This window comes from Paraburkholderia sp. GAS333, assembly GCF_050435665.1.
Lineage (GTDB): Bacteria > Pseudomonadota > Gammaproteobacteria > Burkholderiales > Burkholderiaceae > Paraburkholderia > Paraburkholderia fungorum_A.
In genome coordinates, this window is record NZ_JBNDKS010000001.1 from 195,767 (window position 1) to 212,418 (window position 16,652).

At 63.3% G+C, this 16,652-nt stretch carries 18 protein-coding genes; 10 read left to right on the forward strand and 8 right to left on the reverse strand.

Annotated elements, in window-relative coordinates; all coding sequences use genetic code 11:
• Positions 1 to 5 precede the first annotated feature (5 nt).
• From recX to ABH945_RS00945, 7 genes are all read left to right on the forward strand, one after another.
• A complete protein-coding gene (recX, locus tag ABH945_RS00915; RefSeq protein WP_429249454.1) occupies positions 6 to 701 on the forward strand; it encodes a recombination regulator RecX in 696 nt (231 codons plus the stop codon).
• Between the two features lie 134 nt (positions 702 to 835).
• The gene (locus ABH945_RS00920) at positions 836 to 1,576 is read left to right on the forward strand and encodes a DUF2889 domain-containing protein (RefSeq protein ID WP_074765618.1); all 741 of its coding nucleotides are present in this window, start codon (positions 836 to 838) and stop codon (positions 1,574 to 1,576) included.
• On the forward strand, positions 1,573 to 2,742 hold the full coding sequence (gene sucC, locus ABH945_RS00925; protein ID WP_074765616.1) for an ADP-forming succinate--CoA ligase subunit beta: 1,170 nt from the start codon (positions 1,573 to 1,575) through the stop codon (positions 2,740 to 2,742). The genes ABH945_RS00920 and sucC overlap by 4 nt, the downstream gene beginning before the upstream one ends.
• Positions 2,743 to 2,868: 126 nt before the next feature.
• Entirely contained in the window at positions 2,869 to 3,750 is an 882-nt protein-coding gene (gene sucD, locus ABH945_RS00930) for a succinate--CoA ligase subunit alpha (RefSeq protein WP_074765614.1), read from the forward strand.
• Positions 3,751 to 3,906: 156 nt separating this feature from the next.
• A complete protein-coding gene (locus ABH945_RS00935; protein ID WP_429249455.1) occupies positions 3,907 to 4,611 on the forward strand; it encodes a TerC family protein in 705 nt (234 codons plus the stop codon).
• A gap of 124 nt (positions 4,612 to 4,735) precedes the next feature.
• Positions 4,736 to 5,359, forward strand: a complete 624-nt coding sequence (locus tag ABH945_RS00940; RefSeq protein WP_429249456.1) for a pilin — start codon at positions 4,736 to 4,738, stop codon at positions 5,357 to 5,359.
• A 157-nt stretch (positions 5,360 to 5,516) separates the two neighbouring features.
• Complete coding sequence (locus ABH945_RS00945) at positions 5,517 to 7,301, forward strand: PglL family O-oligosaccharyltransferase (protein ID WP_429249457.1); 1,785 nt, start codon at positions 5,517 to 5,519, stop codon at positions 7,299 to 7,301.
• A 73-nt stretch (positions 7,302 to 7,374) separates the two neighbouring features.
• Here the strand turns inward: ABH945_RS00945 and moaC are convergent, their stop codons facing one another.
• Positions 7,375 to 7,851, reverse strand: a complete 477-nt coding sequence (moaC, locus tag ABH945_RS00950; protein ID WP_074765606.1) for a cyclic pyranopterin monophosphate synthase MoaC — start codon at positions 7,849 to 7,851, stop codon at positions 7,375 to 7,377.
• A gap of 410 nt (positions 7,852 to 8,261) precedes the next feature.
• On the opposite strand from moaC, the gene ABH945_RS00955 reads away from it, so the two are divergent.
• The gene (locus ABH945_RS00955) at positions 8,262 to 9,989 is read left to right on the forward strand and encodes a M48 family metalloprotease (protein ID WP_429249458.1); all 1,728 of its coding nucleotides are present in this window, start codon (positions 8,262 to 8,264) and stop codon (positions 9,987 to 9,989) included.
• Positions 9,990 to 10,062: 73 nt separating this feature from the next.
• On the opposite strand, the gene ABH945_RS00960 is transcribed toward ABH945_RS00955, so the two are convergent.
• The 6 genes from ABH945_RS00960 to ABH945_RS00985 all read right to left on the reverse strand — a co-directional run bounded on the left by ABH945_RS00960 (position 10,063) and on the right by ABH945_RS00985 (position 15,011).
• On the reverse strand, positions 10,063 to 10,635 hold the full coding sequence (locus ABH945_RS00960) for a DUF2946 family protein (protein WP_429249459.1): 573 nt from the start codon (positions 10,633 to 10,635) through the stop codon (positions 10,063 to 10,065).
• A complete protein-coding gene (locus ABH945_RS00965) occupies positions 10,628 to 11,701 on the reverse strand; it encodes a hydrolase (protein ID WP_429249460.1) in 1,074 nt (357 codons plus the stop codon). The genes ABH945_RS00960 and ABH945_RS00965 overlap by 8 nt, the downstream gene beginning before the upstream one ends.
• Positions 11,702 to 11,752: 51 nt before the next feature.
• Positions 11,753 to 12,199 (reverse strand): nuclear transport factor 2 family protein, encoded by a 447-nt coding sequence (locus ABH945_RS00970; protein ID WP_074765598.1) that lies wholly within the window; start codon positions 12,197 to 12,199, stop codon positions 11,753 to 11,755.
• A 176-nt stretch (positions 12,200 to 12,375) separates the two neighbouring features.
• The gene (waaF, locus tag ABH945_RS00975) at positions 12,376 to 13,401 is read right to left on the reverse strand and encodes a lipopolysaccharide heptosyltransferase II (RefSeq protein ID WP_074765596.1); all 1,026 of its coding nucleotides are present in this window, start codon (positions 13,399 to 13,401) and stop codon (positions 12,376 to 12,378) included.
• A gap of 401 nt (positions 13,402 to 13,802) precedes the next feature.
• Positions 13,803 to 13,997, reverse strand: a complete 195-nt coding sequence (locus ABH945_RS00980; RefSeq protein WP_074765593.1) for a zinc-finger domain-containing protein — start codon at positions 13,995 to 13,997, stop codon at positions 13,803 to 13,805.
• Between the two features lie 90 nt (positions 13,998 to 14,087).
• On the reverse strand, positions 14,088 to 15,011 hold the full coding sequence (locus tag ABH945_RS00985; protein WP_074765590.1) for a branched-chain amino acid transaminase: 924 nt from the start codon (positions 15,009 to 15,011) through the stop codon (positions 14,088 to 14,090).
• 309 nt (positions 15,012 to 15,320) lie between these two features.
• On the opposite strand from ABH945_RS00985, the gene ABH945_RS00990 reads away from it, so the two are divergent.
• Together ABH945_RS00990 and ABH945_RS00995 are read left to right on the forward strand one after the other, a co-directional pair.
• Positions 15,321 to 16,067, forward strand: a complete 747-nt coding sequence (locus tag ABH945_RS00990; protein ID WP_074765588.1) for an AzlC family ABC transporter permease — start codon at positions 15,321 to 15,323, stop codon at positions 16,065 to 16,067.
• Positions 16,064 to 16,387 carry an AzlD domain-containing protein gene (locus ABH945_RS00995; RefSeq protein WP_074765586.1) on the forward strand — a complete coding sequence of 108 codons (324 nt, stop codon included), beginning with the start codon at positions 16,064 to 16,066 and terminating at the stop codon, positions 16,385 to 16,387. The genes ABH945_RS00990 and ABH945_RS00995 overlap by 4 nt, the downstream gene beginning before the upstream one ends.
• On the opposite strand, the gene ABH945_RS01000 is transcribed toward ABH945_RS00995, so the two are convergent.
• The gene (locus ABH945_RS01000) at positions 16,380 to 16,541 is read right to left on the reverse strand and encodes a hypothetical protein (protein ID WP_171910229.1); all 162 of its coding nucleotides are present in this window, start codon (positions 16,539 to 16,541) and stop codon (positions 16,380 to 16,382) included. The genes ABH945_RS00995 and ABH945_RS01000 overlap by 8 nt on opposite strands.
• Positions 16,542 to 16,652 lie beyond the last annotated feature (111 nt).

Consider the following 16,652-nt stretch of genomic DNA (forward strand, 5'->3'; position numbering starts at 1 on the left):
ATCACGTGATACGCAAGGGCCGGCCGTTGTCCAACACAGGACGCCACTCGGAAGGCCCGCGTGATGAAGAGGACGATTCGTTCGACCCGTTCGAATCGTTCGACGCACATGATCGCGCTGCTGGCCATAGCCCGCAGCGCGCCCAGTCTGAATCCACTTCAGCATCAGTTTCGGACCCATCCGAAACCACTTACACCCGCTCGCGTCGCGAGCCTGGCGCAGCCAAGCTGGGCGAAGACGAAGCCAAAAAATCCCAACGCCCGGCACGTTCGCTAAAAGGACGCGCACTCGGCTATCTGTCGCGCCGCGAATATAGTCGCGCCGAACTCGCCCGCAAACTGAAGCCATACGTCGAAGAAACCGATTCCCTCGAAACGGTGCTCGATACATTGGAAACGGAGAACTGGCTTTCCAACTCACGTTTCGCGGAAAGCCTGATCCACCGGCGTTCGTCGAAACTGGGCGCCAGCCGGATTCTCGGCGAACTGAAACAGCACGCGCTCGACCAGACGCTGGTTGAAGACGCCAAGGCCCAACTGCGCGACACCGAACTTGCGCGTGCTCAAGCCGTTTGGAGCAAAAAGTTCGGCGAACTCCCCCAGACACCCGCCGAGCGCGCCAAGCAAATGCGCTTCCTAGCATCGCGCGGTTTTTCCGGTTCAACGATCGGAAAAATCCTTAAGGGCATCGAAGACGAGTAGGACGGCCAGTAGGGCGACGAATCGCCGCGTTGACTTTTGGCGAGGTAGGAGTGAGTCATTGCGCATTCCGACCTGTCCCAAATACCCAGTATGCTAAAATTCTTGGGTTTTCCAATCCGGCCTTTCCTTCCCGCATGCCGCTCTCCACGCCAGTGTCCCGTCAGTTGCGCCATCGTCGCGCAATCAGAGCGGAAGCTTTTGAGCGAGCCGATGGTCTGTGGGATGTGGAAGCGTGCTTGACCGACGAAAAGCCACGCGATGTGGCCCTTGCGTCGGGCGTCCGGCCCAATGGTCAGCCGATCCATGAACTCTGGCTTCGCATCACCATCGATCGCAAACTCAATGTCGTCGACGCCGAAGCGTCATCCGACTGGGTGCCCTATCCTGGTTTGTGCCAAGTCAACAATCCCGCCTACCGTGCCCTCATCGGGCTCAATCTGCTCCATAACTTTCGTCGCGATGCTGCCCGTTTGCTCGGCGGCACGGCTGGTTGCACCCATCTCACCGAGTTGTGCGCAATCCTGCCGACCGCCGCGATTCAGGCATTCGCCGGCGACGTGTGGAACACCAATGACAGCACGTCGGGCGCGGGCGGAGGTTCAGGAGACGAATCGTCTAACAGCACAGGCGATCATTCCAACGACAAACCGCCATTCCAGCTGGGACGCTGCCACGCGCTGCGTTTCGACGGCGAGGCGGTGCAACAGTTTTATCCGCGCTGGTATGGCCACGCACCGTATTCCACGGAACGCGCGGCATCGTCAGGCGACGGGGCAGTCCGCCATGCAACACGAGGCGGCGACGCGTCCGGCATGAACGACGGCAGCGGAAACGATGTTCAACCCAACTCTCAGACTGAAGGGAATCACGCATGAAGATTCACGAGTACCAGGGTAAGGAAATCCTGCGGAAATTCGGCGTCGCGGTACCGCGCGGCAAGCCGGTCTTCTCGGTGGATGATGCGGTCAAGGCCGCGGAAGAGCTCGGCGGCCCGGTATGGGTCGTGAAGGCTCAGATCCATGCGGGTGGCCGTGGTAAGGGCGGTGGCGTGAAGGTTGCCAAGTCGCTGGAACAGGTTCGCGAGTACTCGGAACAGATCCTCGGCATGCAGCTCGTCACGCACCAGACCGGTCCGGAAGGCCAGAAGGTCAACCGTCTGCTGATCGAAGAAGGCGCTGACATCAAGAAGGAACTGTATGTCGGCCTGGTGATCGATCGCATCTCGCAGAAGGTCGTCGTGATGGCATCGAGCGAAGGCGGCATGGACGTCGAAGAAGTCGCGGAAAAGACGCCTGAGCTGATCCACAAGATCGCCGTCGATCCGGCAACGGGTCTGAAAGACGCAGAAGCCGACGAGCTCGCCACGAAGATCGGCGTGCCCGCCGCTTCGCTGCCGCAAGCACGCGCCATCCTGCAAGGCCTGTACAAGGCAACGTGGGAAACCGATGCATCGCTCGCCGAAATCAACCCGCTGATCCTGACCGGCGACGGCAAGGTCATCGCACTCGACGCCAAGTTCAACTTCGATTCGAACGCACTGTTCCGTCACCCGGAAATCGTCGCGTATCGCGATCTGGACGAAGAAGATCCGGCTGAAGTCGAAGCGTCGAAGTTCGACCTCGCGTACATCTCGCTCGACGGCAACATCGGCTGCCTCGTGAACGGCGCAGGCCTCGCCATGGCAACGATGGACACCATCAAGCTGTTCGGCGGCGAACCGGCGAACTTCCTGGACGTGGGCGGTGGCGCCACGACCGAGAAGGTCACGGAAGCGTTCAAGATCATGCTGAAGAACCCGAACCTGACTGCGATTCTGGTCAACATTTTCGGCGGCATCATGCGCTGCGACGTGATCGCGGAAGGTGTGATCGCGGCGTCGAAGGCCGTGTCGCTGAAGGTGCCGCTCGTCGTCCGCATGAAGGGCACGAACGAAGACCTCGGCAAGAAGATGCTCGCTGAATCCGGTCTGCCGATCATCGCGGCTGACAGCATGGAAGAAGCGGCTCAAAAGGTCGTCGCGGCTGCTGCGGGCAAGGCGTAAGTCAACCCCGAGCGCGTTTACCAGGATTACGAATGGCGGCGCGTGAGTGGCGCAATAGCGACGCGGGCGAGAATATTCCGCCCTCGCGGTGCCACCGCGTGACGCCAAACGAACAGAGGTTTATACATGTCGATTCTGATTAACAAAGACACCAAGGTCATCACGCAGGGCATTACCGGCAAGACCGGTCAGTTCCATACGCGTGCTTGCCGTGAATATGCAAACGGCCGCGAAGCGTACGTTGCAGGCGTGAACCCGAAGAAGGCCGGCGAAGATTTCGAAGGCATTCCTATCTACGCAAGCGTCGCTGAAGCCAAGGCTGAAACGGGCGCGACCGTGTCGGTGATTTACGTTCCGCCGGCAGGCGCTGCTGCTGCCATCTGGGAAGCAGTCGAAGCCGACCTGGATCTCGCAATCTGTATCACGGAAGGCATTCCTGTCCGTGACATGATCGAGCTCAAGGCACGTATGCGCGCGAAGAACAGCAAGACGCTGCTGCTCGGACCGAACTGCCCGGGCACGATCACGCCGGACGAACTGAAGATCGGCATCATGCCGGGTCACATCCACCGCAAGGGCCGCATCGGCGTCGTGTCGCGTTCGGGCACGCTGACGTACGAAGCAGTCGGCCAACTGACGGCAATCGGCCTCGGCCAATCGTCGGCAGTCGGTATCGGCGGCGACCCGATCAACGGTCTGAAGCACATCGACGTGATGAAGATGTTCAACGACGATCCGGATACGGACGCCGTCATCATGATCGGCGAGATCGGCGGTCCGGACGAAGCGAATGCTGCTGAGTGGATCAAGGACAACATGAAGAAGCCGGTGGTTGGCTTTATCGCCGGTGTCACGGCGCCTCCGGGCAAGCGCATGGGCCACGCCGGCGCGCTGATCTCGGGCGGTGCAGACACGGCTGATGCCAAGCTGGAAATCATGGACGCATGCGGTATCAAGGTCACGAAGAACCCGTCGGAAATGGCGCGTCTTCTGAAGGCGATGCTGTAAATCTGAATTCGCGCGCGTTATCTGCATGCGATACCGGCGCGTTTTTTGATACGCTTACGAAGTCCTTTCGTGAACGTGCGGTCTGAAAAGCGGGGGAGTGCAAACTCCCCCGCTTTTTTTCGTCCGCGCGTCAGATTCCTTCCTATTCTTTCAGTCATGCTCGAATTCTTTGCCACCCTGCACTGGGGCGCGGTCTTTCAGATCATTGTCATCGACATCCTGCTAGGTGGCGATAACGCCGTCGTGATCGCGCTGGCCTGCCGCAACCTGCCGCCGTCGCAACGCTTCAAAGGCGTGCTGTGGGGGACGGCGGGCGCGATTGTGCTGCGCGTGGCGCTGATTGCGTTTGCGGTGGTGCTGCTCGACGTGCCGCTGCTGAAGTTCGCGGGCGGTCTGCTGCTGTTGTGGATCGGCGTGCGGCTGCTGGCCCCGGCACACGACGCGCATGAAAACGTCAAGCCGGCCGACAAGCTGATCTCGGCGGTCAAGACCATCATCGTCGCGGATGCGGTGATGAGCCTGGACAACGTAATCGCAATCGCCGGTGCGGCGGAAGCGGCTGAGCACGAGCACAGGTTGGCGCTGGTGATTTTCGGGCTGGTGGTGAGCATTCCGCTGATCGTGTGGGGAAGTCAGCTGGTGCTCAAGCTGCTCGATCGCTTTCCAGTCGTCATCATGTTGGGCGCGGCGTTGCTCGGCTGGATCGCGGGCGGCCTGATCATCAACGATCCGGCTGGCGATCGCTGGCCGATTCTCGACACGCCCGTCGCCGAATATGGAATGAGCGTCGCGTGTGCGTTGTTCGTGCTGATCGTCGGCTATCTGCTCAAGCGACGGAACGCGAATCGCGCGGCAGCTTGATACTGCCGCGAGATTCACAACATTAGCCATTCGGCTGACTGTCGGTTGCGAGCCTCGCTGGCTACGATTGAAACGCCTGTCCCCACACCGCGGGCCAGGCGTTTTTCGTTTCAGGAGCCAGCCGATGATCGTCACCTTGCCGTATTCCCCTTATTCCCACGCCACGCTTTCCGCGCGCTCCGCCTTCCGGCGAGCAAACTGGCCCGCGCGACTGGCGAGCGCGTTTCGCCGCTTCGGCGTCGGCTTCACCTTGATCGAACTGATGATCGTGCTGGCGATTGTCGGCGTGATTGCCGCATACGCGATTCCCGCGTATCAGGACTATCTGGCGCGCAGCCGGGTGGGCGAGGGCTTGTCGCTGGCGTCGGCGGCGCGAATTGCGGTGGCTGAGAATGCCGCGAGCGGCAATGTGTTCAGCGGCGGTTTCGCGTCGCCGCCCTCCACGCGCAACGTCGAGTCGATCCAGGTCGACGACACCACCGGCCAGATCACGATTGCCTTCACGACGCGCGTGGCCCCCGCCGGATCGAACACGCTGACGCTCGTGCCGTCAGTGCCCGACAACGCGGACGCGCCCACCGCACGGGTCGCCTTGAGCAAGGATGCGGCCCAGGGCGGCGCACTCACGTGGGAGTGTTTCGCGGGCGGCAAAACCGCGTCTTCGCTGCCTGCGCCTGGTGCAGGACCCGCTCCCGCCGATGCGCCCACCCTCGCGTCGAATCTCGCCCCGCCGGAATGCCGTTCGTGACCGGAGGCGGCAGATGATGCCGGATGACATGCGAGAGGGCGGAACGTCGTAGGAAGAACGTAAAGCGCTGATTTTTGGCCTATTTCAGCCCGGCCGGCGCACAGCAGGAGGAATTTTTTGTATAGTGCGCCGGTTGCTGACGCCCTCCGGTTAATCGATGCCCACCCCTTTCGCGCGGTACCTGTCTCTCATTCTGTTGGCTCTCGCGTTGGTGCTGCCTTATGCAGTCGTCAACCACACGTATCCGATTCCGACCTTCTACGCCGAATTCACCGCACTCGCGCTGTATCTGCTGACGGGGGCGGGCGTCGTGCTGCTGGTCGCGACCGCGAAGCCGCGCGTTGCGTTTGCGTCGCCGGTTGTTGCGCTGGTGCCGTTGCTGTTCGGGCTGTTGCTGATCACGCAATCGATCGTGTTGCCGGTAACGCAACCGTCGATGAACTGGCTCGGCGGCGGTTTCCTGCTGGCGGCCTTCATGGCGACGCATGCCGGTTACGGCTTTACGCGCGTCAAGCTCGGCGATACGGCGTTGCGCTGGGCGGCCGGGGCGTTGATCGTCGGCGGGCTGTTTGCGGTGTTCAGTCAGGTGATCCAGTTGTTTCACCTCGAGACGCGCGTGTCGCCGCTCGTGGTGGCCTATAACGTGACCGTCGAGCGTCGGCCGTTCGGCAATATGGCACAGGCGAACCACCTCGCTACCTACATTGCGTTTGCGATGGCGGGCGCTCTGTTCCTCGTGCAGACACGCCGCCTCGCCGTCAGCATCTGGCTGCTCGTCTCGACGATTTTCGCCGTTGGCCTCGCGCTTACCGTGTCGCGCGGACCGTGGCTGCAAATGGGCGTGATCGTGGTGGCGGGTTTCTGGATGGCATTCGCGCAGACCCGCAACGAGCCGCTGCTTCGCCGCAGCAACCGCGAGTGGATCATTCCGATCGCGCTTGCAGTGCTGTTCTTCGTGGTCAACGCGGTGATCCGCTGGGCTAACGTGCGCTATCACCTCGAACTCGGGCAGTCGGCCGCAGAGCGCATGAAGGACGCGAGTCAGATCGCGCCGCGTCTCGCGCTGTGGAAGTACGGCTGGACGATGTTCAAGACGCATCCGCTGCTAGGCGTGGGTTGGGGCGAGTTTCCGAGCTATCAGTTCGAGTACGTGAAGAAACTCGGTGGTGTCGAGATCGCTAATAACTCGCACGATATTTTCATCGACCTGCTCGCGAAAACCGGCCTGATCGGCGTCGCGATCGTGCTGTTGGGGCTGGTGGCGTGGCTTGTGCGCGTGGTGCGCGCTCCGCAAAGCGCGGCGCGTGTATTCGGCATCGCGCTGATCGGCGTGCTGACCATGCATGCGCTGGTCGAATATCCGCAGCAGTACATGTTCTTTCTGTTGCCCGCGATGTTCGTGTTCGGCGTGCTCGAAACGCGGCCGTTGCGGTTCGTGCCCGCGCGGCTGTCGTTCGGTGCGTTTGCGGTGGTGGTGTTTGGCGGGCTGGCGGCGCTGTATCCGGTGTATCGCGATTACGCGCGTGCCGAGGTGCTGTATTACGGTTCGCGTCCCGCCGAGCAATATGCGGCGGATCCGTCGTTCCTGTTCCGCGCGTGGGGCGAATACGGTATGGCGACGCTTCAGCCGATGAACGGCATGAACCTGCAACACAAACTCGACATGCACAAGCAGGCGATTGCGCTGCTGCCGGGCGAAACCGTGCTGCGACGTTATGCGGTGCTGCAGGCGCTGGGCGGCGATACGGCGGGCGCGCTCGACACGGTCGACCGTCTGAAGATTTTTTCTGAAGAGTTGAAGGACTGGCCGTCGCAGCTGGGCTTTCTGTACGAGCTCGTGGACGAACAGAAATCGCTGGCCGGTTTCAAGGACGAACTGGTCAAGCGCTTTGGCACGCCGCCGTCCAACGTGAATCAGGACGACGACAGCGACGACGATTGAGTTGTCGCTATCTGCACCGCAAATATAAAGAGCAGGCGGTAACAGGCGAGCGGGGCGATGACTTAAGCGGTCATCAACCCGCGACCCAATCCCCCGATTTCCCACCGTGCTTCTCCAGCACTTTCACATCGGTGATCGTCATCCCGCGATCGACTGCCTTGCACATGTCGTACACCGTCAGCAGGCCGACTTGCACGGCGGTTAGCGCCTCCATCTCCACGCCGGTCCGGCCAAGCGTTTCGACCTGAACCGTGCAGTGCACGCCGGGCAGCGTTTCGTCGAGTTCGAAGTCGACCTTGACGCGCGTCAGCGCGAGCGGATGACATAGCGGGATCAAATCGGCGGTGCGCTTCGATCCCTGGATCGCCGCGATTCGCGCGATGCCGATCACGTCGCCCTTTTTGGCATTGCCGTCGCGGATCAGCGCGAACGTTTCGGGCAGCATGCGGATCGAGCCGCGCGCAATCGCGATGCGCCGCGTTTCCTCTTTACCGCCGACATCCACCATATGCGCCTGGCCGGCAGCGTCGAAATGAGTGAGTTCAGGCATGGTTGGGCTCCTTAAGAGGGCGCCTATCATAGCAGCGCGGTCGCGGCGTGCCACGAGCGCGTTCCCGTGGTACGCGCAAAACCGCAAACCGCAAACCGCAAACCGCAAACCGCAAACCGCAAACCGCAAACCGCAAACCGCAAACCGCAAACCGGAAACCGCAAACCGGAAACCGCAAACCGGAAACCGCAAACCGGAAACCGCAAACCGGAAACCGCAAACCGGAAACCGCAGCGGCAGCCCTGCAGCAACCAAAGCGGCAGGCAGTGCAACGGTCTTGCAAAAAGCCCGCAACAGTCACGCAACAAGCCCGCCGAATCGCGCACACGACTGACTACAATTGCCTCATGCCCGCTATCTTAGTCCGAGCGGCGGGCGTCGCCTTTTGACTCCGTGCTACCGACCCTGCGATGCGTCCGAAACGGTTTCTTACTGCGTTATTGTCAGTCGCGCTCGCGACCCCGCCGGGCGCGTTCGCCCAATCGTATTCCGCTTCGAGCATCGCGCTCAACACGCCCGCCGCGCAATCCGCCGACTCCCCGCTGGTGAGCGGCCCAACCGGTTCCTATGCCGATCCCCACGTCGATCCTATCGTGCCGCCCGACATCGCGCAGGGCGTATTCGGCGTCTACGGCGGCGCGCAGAGCCGCTTCTCCGGCAATTCCGGCGTTACGAACTGGCGCAACCCGGTCGCCACGCAACAGTTGCCCGACCTCGGCAGCGGCGGCGCCGGCACGCTCACGCCGCAAGCCGAGCGCAAGCTCGGCGAACGCGTCATGCGCGACGTGCGCCGCGATCCCGACTACCTCGACGACTGGCTGGTGCGCGACTATCTGAACTCCGTCGCCGCGAAACTGGCTGCGGCGGCGAGCGCGCTTTATATCGGCGGCTATCGGCCGGACTTTGATCTGTTCGCGGTGCGCGACACGCAGATCAACGCCTTCTCGCTACCCGGTGGCTTTATCGGCGTGAACACGGGCCTGATCGTGACGACGCAAACCGAGTCGGAACTGGCGTCGGTCCTCGGTCACGAAATGGGACACGTACTGCAACGTCACATCTCGCGGATGATCACCGCCGGCGAGCACAGCACCTACGCCGCGCTCGCCGGCATGCTGTTCGCGGTGCTGGCGGGCGTGCTCGCGCACAGCGGTGACCTCGGCAGCGCGATCGCGCTCGGCAGCGAGGCGTACGCGGTCGACAACCAGTTGCGTTTCTCGCGTTCCGCCGAGCAGGAGGCCGACCGCGTCGGCTTTCTGCTGCTTGCAGGCGCGGGCTACGATCCCTACGCGATGAGCGCCTTCTTCGGCCGCCTCGATCGGGCGGCGATGAGCGACATGGGCGTGCCGGCCTACGCGCGCACCCATCCGCTGACTGGCGAGCGGATCGCCGACATGGAAGACCGCGCGCGACGGGCGGCGTACCGGCAGCCGCATCAGTCGCCGGAATACGGTTTTGTGCGCGCGCGTGCGCGACTGCTGCAGGATCGCTCGCGCAGCGAATACGCCGACGAGATTTCGCGGATGCGCACCGAAATCGACGACCGCACGGCGCTCAACGTCGCGGCCAACTGGTACGGGATCGCGTTCGGTCAGATGCTGCTCGAACGATACGACGACGCGGCGGCGTCGCTCGCGGCATCGCGTGCGGTTTTCGCCAGCGGCGAGCGGAGCGAGGGCGAGCCCGTGCGCAGTTCGCCGAGCCTTGACGTGCTGGCCGCCGACATCGCGCGTCGTGCGGGCCACGCGGACGAAGCCGCCCGTCTCGCCGAATTCGCGCAGCAGCGCTGGCCGCAGTCGAACGCCGCGATCGACATGCATATCCGCACGTTACTGACCTTGAAGCGCTACGCCGATGCGCAGGTGCTCGCGCAAAAGGAAACGCGCGCGCACCCCGACCAGCCGGCGTGGTGGCTCTATCTGGCGCAGGCCAGCGCGGGCAGCGGCGATGCGTTGACGCAGCATCGGGCGATGGCGGAAAAATTTGCGCTGGAGGGAGCGTGGCCGTCGGCGATCCGGCAACTGAAGGACGCACGTGACCTGAAGACAATCGCCTACTACGACCTCGCGACCGTCGACGCAAGACTTCACGAGATGGAGAGCCGTTATAAGGAGGAGCGGCTCGACGAAAAGAGCTAGCGGGTTCTGCTATTGACTGAGGTTGTCGGCACCGGTTCGGCTGGCCAGCGCCGCGTAAAGTGCCGACAAAACCTCACACCCGCGCTGCCGGACTCGCCACGAAGCCGAACCGCGCGGCGACGTCGGCACGCCGCACGGAAGTCAGCGGCAGGCTGGTGCGCCTGTTCCAGTGGAATTCGCCGCTCAACGAATCGTCGGCAAGCGTGGCGTGTTCGGAGAAAATGTCCAGATCGTGATCGTGCAGCACGGCGATTCTGGCTGGAGCCTGAGCGTCGCCAAACAGAATCCCGCCTTCTTCATCGACGAACACGGCGGCCGGTTCGAACGCGCCGCCCGCCTGGTCCCGCAACGTGAGCGCGCCATCGGCATCCGCCGACAGTCGCACCACCCACGGCGTGTACCCCAACTCGACATACACCCGCTGCGGTCCATTCTGGAAATACCACTGCCCATGCTCGTCGGCATCGTAATTCCGGTTGATGAAGCCGAGCAATGCGTCGTGCCGGATCGGCGTACCCGGCGAGCCGCTCGCCTGAGCCGCTTCGTCGCGCATGCGCCAGTTGCCGCGCCGGTCCAGCATCAGCCAGCCGGTGCAACTGGGAACGTTCGGCCACTTGGCCAATGCCTGCCTGACGATGTCATCCATGATCGATGTGCCGCTCCAGATAACCGAGCACGCGCCGCGACAGCCAGTCGATACGGCCCGGGAACGGCCCGGTCATAAAGCCGGCGTGGCCGCCGTGCTCGGGTTGATCGAGTTCCACCGCCGCCGACACCTCCCGCGGCGACGGCAACGCCTCGGCCGGCAGGAACGGGTCGTTGCGCGCGTTCAGCACGAGCGTCGGCACTTCGATGTGCGGCAGCAACGGGCGCGTAGTCGCGGTGCTCCAGTAATCGTCGGTATCGCGAAAACCGTGCAGCGGCGCGGTCACGACGTTGTCGAACTCGTACATCGTGCGGCTCGCCAGCATCGCGTCACGGTCGAACAGACCCGGAAACTGGGCCAGCTTCTGCTCGGCTTTGCGTTTGAGCGTTTTCAGGAAACTGCGTGTGTAGACGAGGCCAAAGCCCTGCGACAACGCGCGGCCACCGGCATGCACGTCGATCGGCGCCGAAATCGCGGCAGCCGCCGAGACCACCGACGCGGCCCCGTCGCGCTGCTCGCCAAGCCAGCGCAGCAGCACGTTGCCGCCGAGCGATACGCCTGCCGCGACGATCGGCCCGCGATGCATGGCGCGCAGGCGTCGCAGCACCCAATCGACTTCGGCGCTGTCGGCGAGATGGTAGAAGCGCGGCAGGCGGTTTAGCGAACCGCTGCAACTGCGAAAGTGCGGAACGACGCCGTGCCAGCCGTACTGCTGCGCGGCCGACATCAACGACGCAGCATAATGCGACGCCGAACTGCCTTCGAGACCGTGAAACAGCACGAAAAGGGGAGCGTCGGACGCGGGAACCGGCGGCGCGGACACAGCCTGGCTGTCATGCACGACCCAGTCGAGATCGATGAAGTCGCCGTCGGGCGTGTCCCAGCGTTCACGTCGGAACGACACCGATGGCCGGCGCGCGAACAGCGACGGAACGATGGTCTGCACATGCCGGTTCGGCAGCCAGAGCGGCGCGCGGTATAGCAGATCGACGGTTGCCTCGACGGCAGCCTCGGCGACGGCGCGGGCCGTGCCGGAGGAGAGAGGTTTATTGGGCGTCGAACTCATGCCGGCGTTGGAGCAAAAAATGAAAACGCGAGCCGGAAACGCGGCCCCGCATCAGTGCAGCGAACCCTGGCCATGCCGCATCTTGGTGGCGAATTGGCTGGCGGCTTCGTTCGGCATCGGGCTCGCGTGAATGTGCGCGATGCGCCACTCGCCGCGTTCGTGGACCATCACGTAGGTCGTAAACACCATGTTGGGCGTGGCTTTCGGGTCGGCCGGACGATGCGCTTCGGCAATCGCATAGACGACGGTGCCGAGGCTGTCGTACACGCGAATATCGAGCGGTTCGATCGAAACGGGCGCGGTTTCGAGCTGGATCTGCAAGCCGGCGCGAATGCTTTCCAGGCCGTGCAGGTGGGAGCCGTCGGCGCAAATGCAGCTAACGAACTCCTCGTCGATCCACAGGCCCATCAAGCTGTCGATATTGACCTCGGCGATGGCCTGATAGTAGGCGTTCAGGGTATCGGCGGCGGCTTCGAAGATATGGGCAAAACGTGGCATGGCTCGTCAGTCTCTTGTGCGCGGCGCGCGGTTGCGGGGCAGCGGTCAGCGGAACAGTCCGGCGCACCGGACTTGTCGCCCCCCGGCGCCAGCATGTTCGCGCCGTGAGGCACGAACATGACGCGACGCGCTTAAGGGGCGTGCGGTACTGCAAGCAGCGAGTGTGGTTGATCGGCTCAGCGTTGCGCGAGCAGCATGCCGCGCAAATCGCCGAATACCTGTTCGGCGCTCAGTTGCTTGAGGCAGTTCAGATGACCGAGCGGACACTCGCGCTCAAAACAGGGGCTGCATTCGAGATGAAGCCATTGTACCTTCGCAAGCTCCGACAGGGGCGGGGTGTGGCGCGGATCGGTCGATCCGTACACGGCCACCAGCGGGCGGCGCAGCGCGGCTGCCACGTGCATCAGGCCGGAGTCGTTCGTGACCACGGCGTTGGCTCGCGAGATCAGCGCGCAAGCTTCGCCCAACGCGGTTTGCCCGCACAGGTTGCGCACGTTGGGCGCTTTCTCGGCGATGGCCTGCGCGAGCGGCGCGTCTTTCGGTGAACCGAGCGCGACGATCTGCGTGTATGGGAACGACTGGCCGACCATCTGCGCGAGCGCCGCGAAATGCTCAGGCGGCCAGCGCTTGGCCGGGCCATATTCGGCGCCGGGGCAGAACACCAGCAGCGGCACGCGCGTGTCCAGATTGAAGCGCGCCGACACGCGCGACGCTTCGTTCAGGTCCGCGTCGAGCCGGGGCATCGGCAGGTCGTCGGGAATCTTCGCGCCGGGCGCGTAGGCGAGGGCGGCGTACTGGCCGACCATCGGCGGGCGCTCGTCCTTGCGCGGATTCGCGTGACGTACGTTCAACAGGCCGTAGCGGCTTTCGCCGGTGTAGCCGATGCGCAGCGGAATGCCCGCCATCCACGGAATCAGCGCGGATTTGAGCGAGTTCGGCAGCACGTAAGCCGCGTCGTAGCCGACGTCGCGCAAATCGCTCGCCAGTTGCCAGCGGCGCAGCATTTGCAGTTTGCCGTGCGCGAGGTCGGTGGCGTAGACGTCGCGGATTTCCGGCATGCGTTCGAGCACGGGCGCGACCCACGAGGGCGCGACCGCGTCGATGACGATGCGGGGATGCAATTTCACGAGGCGCGCAAACAGCGGCTGCGCCATCAATGCGTCACCGATCCAGTTCGGTGCGATAACCAACGCGCGACGCATCAGAGTGAGTGTCCGGTGTCGAAACGAAACGCTGCGCGCGCAGTGCGCGTGGCGTTCGGATAGGTAAAAGGGGAAAAACCGCTTGCCGCGTGATGCCATTCCGGCCATGCCGGTGGCACCGCGACTGCGGCTTTGCTGCTGTGGTGCGCGTGACGTCGAGTGTGTTCTAGCGTGGGCGTGCCGGCGGTCGGGGCGTGTTCGAGGCCGATTCGTATAAAGCTGAATCGGACAACGGAACAGACGGGCGACGACACGAACTACGAAGTCAATGTCGAACCAGACATCGCTCCGCTCATCCGGCAGTAACCCGCCGACCTGACAACCCACGCACTTCAAATCGAGGCCGAAACCTCACCGCTCGACAAACAGCGCCGCCAGTCACAACGCACGATGAGCCGGGTTCAGTGACCCCGGACCACTTCGCCGTCGCGCAGTTTGTACCGCGTGCTGCAATACGGGCACTTCGCTTCGCCGTGCGTGACGTCGATAAAGACGCGCGGATGTGCGCTCCAACGCGGCATGTTCGGGTTCGGGCAGTAGGCCGGAAGGTCTTTTGCCGACAGTTCGACCAGCGGCATTTCCTTGATTTCGCTCATGGGACTTTCTCGTTGTATGCAGGGTGCGGGCGTTGCGCCGGGATCCGGCACCAGCCGTGAGGCCAGGCAGAAAAACCGGCGCAGCGCGCGTTAGATCTTGGTGAGCCAGTGCGCGTACTTGTCGCTCTTGCCGTTCACGATGTCGAAGAAGCCCGACTGCAGCTTCTCGGTGATCGGACCGCGCGAGCCCGAGCCGATAGTACGGTTGTCGAGTTCGCGGATCGGCGTGACTTCGGCAGCAGTGCCGGTGAAGAACGCTTCGTCGCAGGTATAAACCTCGTCGCGCGTGATGCGTTTTTCGATGACCTGGATGCCCGCGTCGCGCGCCAGCGTGATGACCGTGTCGCGCGTGATGCCGTCGAGGCACGACGACAGGTCCGGCGTGTACAGCTTGCCGTTATTCACGAGGAAGAAGTTCTCGCCCGAACCTTCCGACACGTAGCCGTCGACGTCGAGCAGCAGCGCTTCGTCGTAGCCGTCGGCGATGGCTTCCTGGTTGGCGAGGATCGAGTTCACGTACCAGCCCGACGCCTTCGCGCGGACCATCGACACGTTCACGTGATGGCGCGTGAACGACGACGTCTTCACGCGGATGCCCTTCGCGATGCCGTCTTCACCGAGGTAAGCGCCCCACGGCCACGCGGCGATTGCCACGTGAATGGTGTTGCCTTTGGCCGACACGCCGAGCTTTTCCGAGCCGACCCAGATGATCGGACGCAGATAGCACGATTCGAGCTTGTTTTCGCGGACCACTTCGCACTGCGCGGCGGCGAGCGTTTCGTGGTCGAACGGCACGTCCATCTGGAAAATCTTGGCCGAGTTCAGCAGACGCTTGGTGTGCTCCTGCAGACGGAAGATCGCGGTGCCGCCGTCGGCCGTCTTGTAGGCGCGCACGCCCTCAAAGACGCCCATGCCGTAGTGCAGCGTGTGGGTAAGCACGTGGACCTTGGCATCGCGCCAGTCGATGAGCTTGCCATCCATCCAGATCTTGCCGTCGCGGTCGGCCATTGACATACGATTCTCCAGCAGTGCGTTATGAGTGCCCTCAGACCTGACGCTGCGCGCAGGCTCCCCGTGGAGCAAGAAAACCGGGGTGGCCCGTTGGTTTCCCGTGCGGCGTGCTGCCCAAGGGAGACTTTCTTCGGGGCCTAATCAAGAGCGTTATTTTAGCGTCTTTTGCACACGGAACGGGCATTTGGCCGCAGGCCCGGCGCTATAATCCGGCGCACGCATAAATCAAATCCGGATACGCCAGCGGGTGTCTGACTTTCCTGGCGTCGACCTCCCTTCGTTGCCGCGCCTTGCGCGGGCGCGCCACGCCTGATGCCTGCTCGTCTGTCAGATCTCGATCGCCGTGCCTTCCGTCAGGGCGCGCGCGACTACGCACCCACGCTGATGGCGATTTTCTCGTGGGGGCTGGTCACCGGCATCGCGATGAGCAAGTCGGTGCTGACGCTGCCGCAGTCGCTCACCATGTCGCTGCTGTGCTACGCCGGCTCGTCGCAATTGGCGGTGCTGCCGCTGCTCGCCGCCAAACTGCCGATCTGGACCGTGCTGCTCACAGCGGCCATGGTCAACACGCGTTTCGTCATTTTCAGCGTCGGCCTCGCGCCGCATTTCTCCTATTTGCCGATGTGGCGGCGCATCGTGCTCGGCTATTTCAACGGCGACGTCATCTATCTGCTGTTCCAGAAGAAGAGCTTCGCGCCGGGCTACGTGCCGGGCAAGGAGGCTTACTACTGGGGCATGGCGCTGTCGAGCTGGCTGTCGTGGCAGGTGTCGTCGATTGCGGGCATCCTGCTCGCGAGCCTGATCCCCGATAACTGGGGGCTGGCGCTGGCGGGCACGCTGGCCTTGCTGCCCATCATGGTGTCGGCGATCGCGACGCGTTCCACGCTGGTGGCGGTCGCGATTGCGGGCGTCGTCTCGCTGCTCGCTTTCGACCTGCCGTACCGGCTCGCGCTGCCGCTTGCGGTGATTGCGGCGATCGTGGCCGGCAGCGCCGCCGACCTGATGGTCGAGCGCGCCGATCTGCGCCGCATCCGCAACAGCGCCGGAGATTCCCGATGACATCCACGCAAATCTGGCTCGCCATTTTCGGCATGACCTTCGTCACCGCTTTGACACGCGCGATGTTTCTAATCGGCGGCGAGCGCACGGTTTTGCCGGGCCGTGTGCAACGGATGCTGCGCTACGCCCCGGCCGCGGCGCTGGCCGCCGTGGTGTTGCCCGACGTGCTGGCGACGCCCGACGGCCTGTCGTTCGCGCCGTCCAATCACGAGTTTTACGCGACGCTGGCTGGTCTCGGCTGGTTTTTGTGGCGGCGCACCATGCTCGGCACGATTGTCACCGGAATGGTCGTGTTCACTCTGTTGCGCGTCTTCATGTAATTGGAACGATTGAAAATGTTGCGTCGCACCACGGCAGGCTTATCTTCAAATACGCGTCATTCGCCCAGTTGCGGGTCAGAAGGCAGTTTGGATCGGTTAAAATGCTCGTTTCCGGGTTGAGCGCGCCGGTGCAGGGCGCGAGAACTGCGGCCATGCCGCCCGCGCCCGATCCTGTGGAGCCGCCGTTGTGCAAAAGCGCTGGAGTCTGCCGCGCTTGAAGCGCGCGCGTCGCCCGTCACCGCCTTCTCATCAACTCGCACACACA

What these genes read in the sequence shown, in the direction of transcription:
- ABH945_RS00920 (WP_074765618.1), top strand. Translation starts at nt 836, where the DNA reads ATGCCGCTCTCCACGCCAGTGTCCCGTCAGTTGCGCCATCGTCGCGCA.
- sucC (WP_074765616.1), top strand. Translation starts at nt 1,573, where the DNA reads ATGAAGATTCACGAGTACCAGGGTAAGGAAATCCTGCGGAAATTCGGC.
- sucD (WP_074765614.1), top strand. Translation starts at nt 2,869, where the DNA reads ATGTCGATTCTGATTAACAAAGACACCAAGGTCATCACGCAGGGCATT.
- ABH945_RS00935 (WP_429249455.1), top strand. Translation starts at nt 3,907, where the DNA reads ATGCTCGAATTCTTTGCCACCCTGCACTGGGGCGCGGTCTTTCAGATC.
- ABH945_RS00940 (WP_429249456.1), top strand. Translation starts at nt 4,736, where the DNA reads ATGATCGTCACCTTGCCGTATTCCCCTTATTCCCACGCCACGCTTTCC.
- ABH945_RS00945 (WP_429249457.1), top strand. Translation starts at nt 5,517, where the DNA reads ATGCCCACCCCTTTCGCGCGGTACCTGTCTCTCATTCTGTTGGCTCTC.
- moaC (WP_074765606.1), bottom strand. Translation starts at nt 7,851, where the DNA reads ATGCCTGAACTCACTCATTTCGACGCTGCCGGCCAGGCGCATATGGTG.
- ABH945_RS00955 (WP_429249458.1), top strand. Translation starts at nt 8,262, where the DNA reads ATGCGTCCGAAACGGTTTCTTACTGCGTTATTGTCAGTCGCGCTCGCG.
- ABH945_RS00960 (WP_429249459.1), bottom strand. Translation starts at nt 10,635, where the DNA reads ATGGATGACATCGTCAGGCAGGCATTGGCCAAGTGGCCGAACGTTCCC.
- ABH945_RS00965 (WP_429249460.1), bottom strand. Translation starts at nt 11,701, where the DNA reads ATGAGTTCGACGCCCAATAAACCTCTCTCCTCCGGCACGGCCCGCGCC.
- ABH945_RS00970 (WP_074765598.1), bottom strand. Translation starts at nt 12,199, where the DNA reads ATGCCACGTTTTGCCCATATCTTCGAAGCCGCCGCCGATACCCTGAAC.
- waaF (WP_074765596.1), bottom strand. Translation starts at nt 13,401, where the DNA reads ATGCGTCGCGCGTTGGTTATCGCACCGAACTGGATCGGTGACGCATTG.
- ABH945_RS00980 (WP_074765593.1), bottom strand. Translation starts at nt 13,997, where the DNA reads ATGAGCGAAATCAAGGAAATGCCGCTGGTCGAACTGTCGGCAAAAGAC.
- ABH945_RS00985 (WP_074765590.1), bottom strand. Translation starts at nt 15,011, where the DNA reads ATGTCAATGGCCGACCGCGACGGCAAGATCTGGATGGATGGCAAGCTC.
- ABH945_RS00990 (WP_074765588.1), top strand. Translation starts at nt 15,321, where the DNA reads ATGCCTGCTCGTCTGTCAGATCTCGATCGCCGTGCCTTCCGTCAGGGC.
- ABH945_RS00995 (WP_074765586.1), top strand. Translation starts at nt 16,064, where the DNA reads ATGACATCCACGCAAATCTGGCTCGCCATTTTCGGCATGACCTTCGTC.
- ABH945_RS01000 (WP_171910229.1), bottom strand. Translation starts at nt 16,541, where the DNA reads ATGGCCGCAGTTCTCGCGCCCTGCACCGGCGCGCTCAACCCGGAAACG.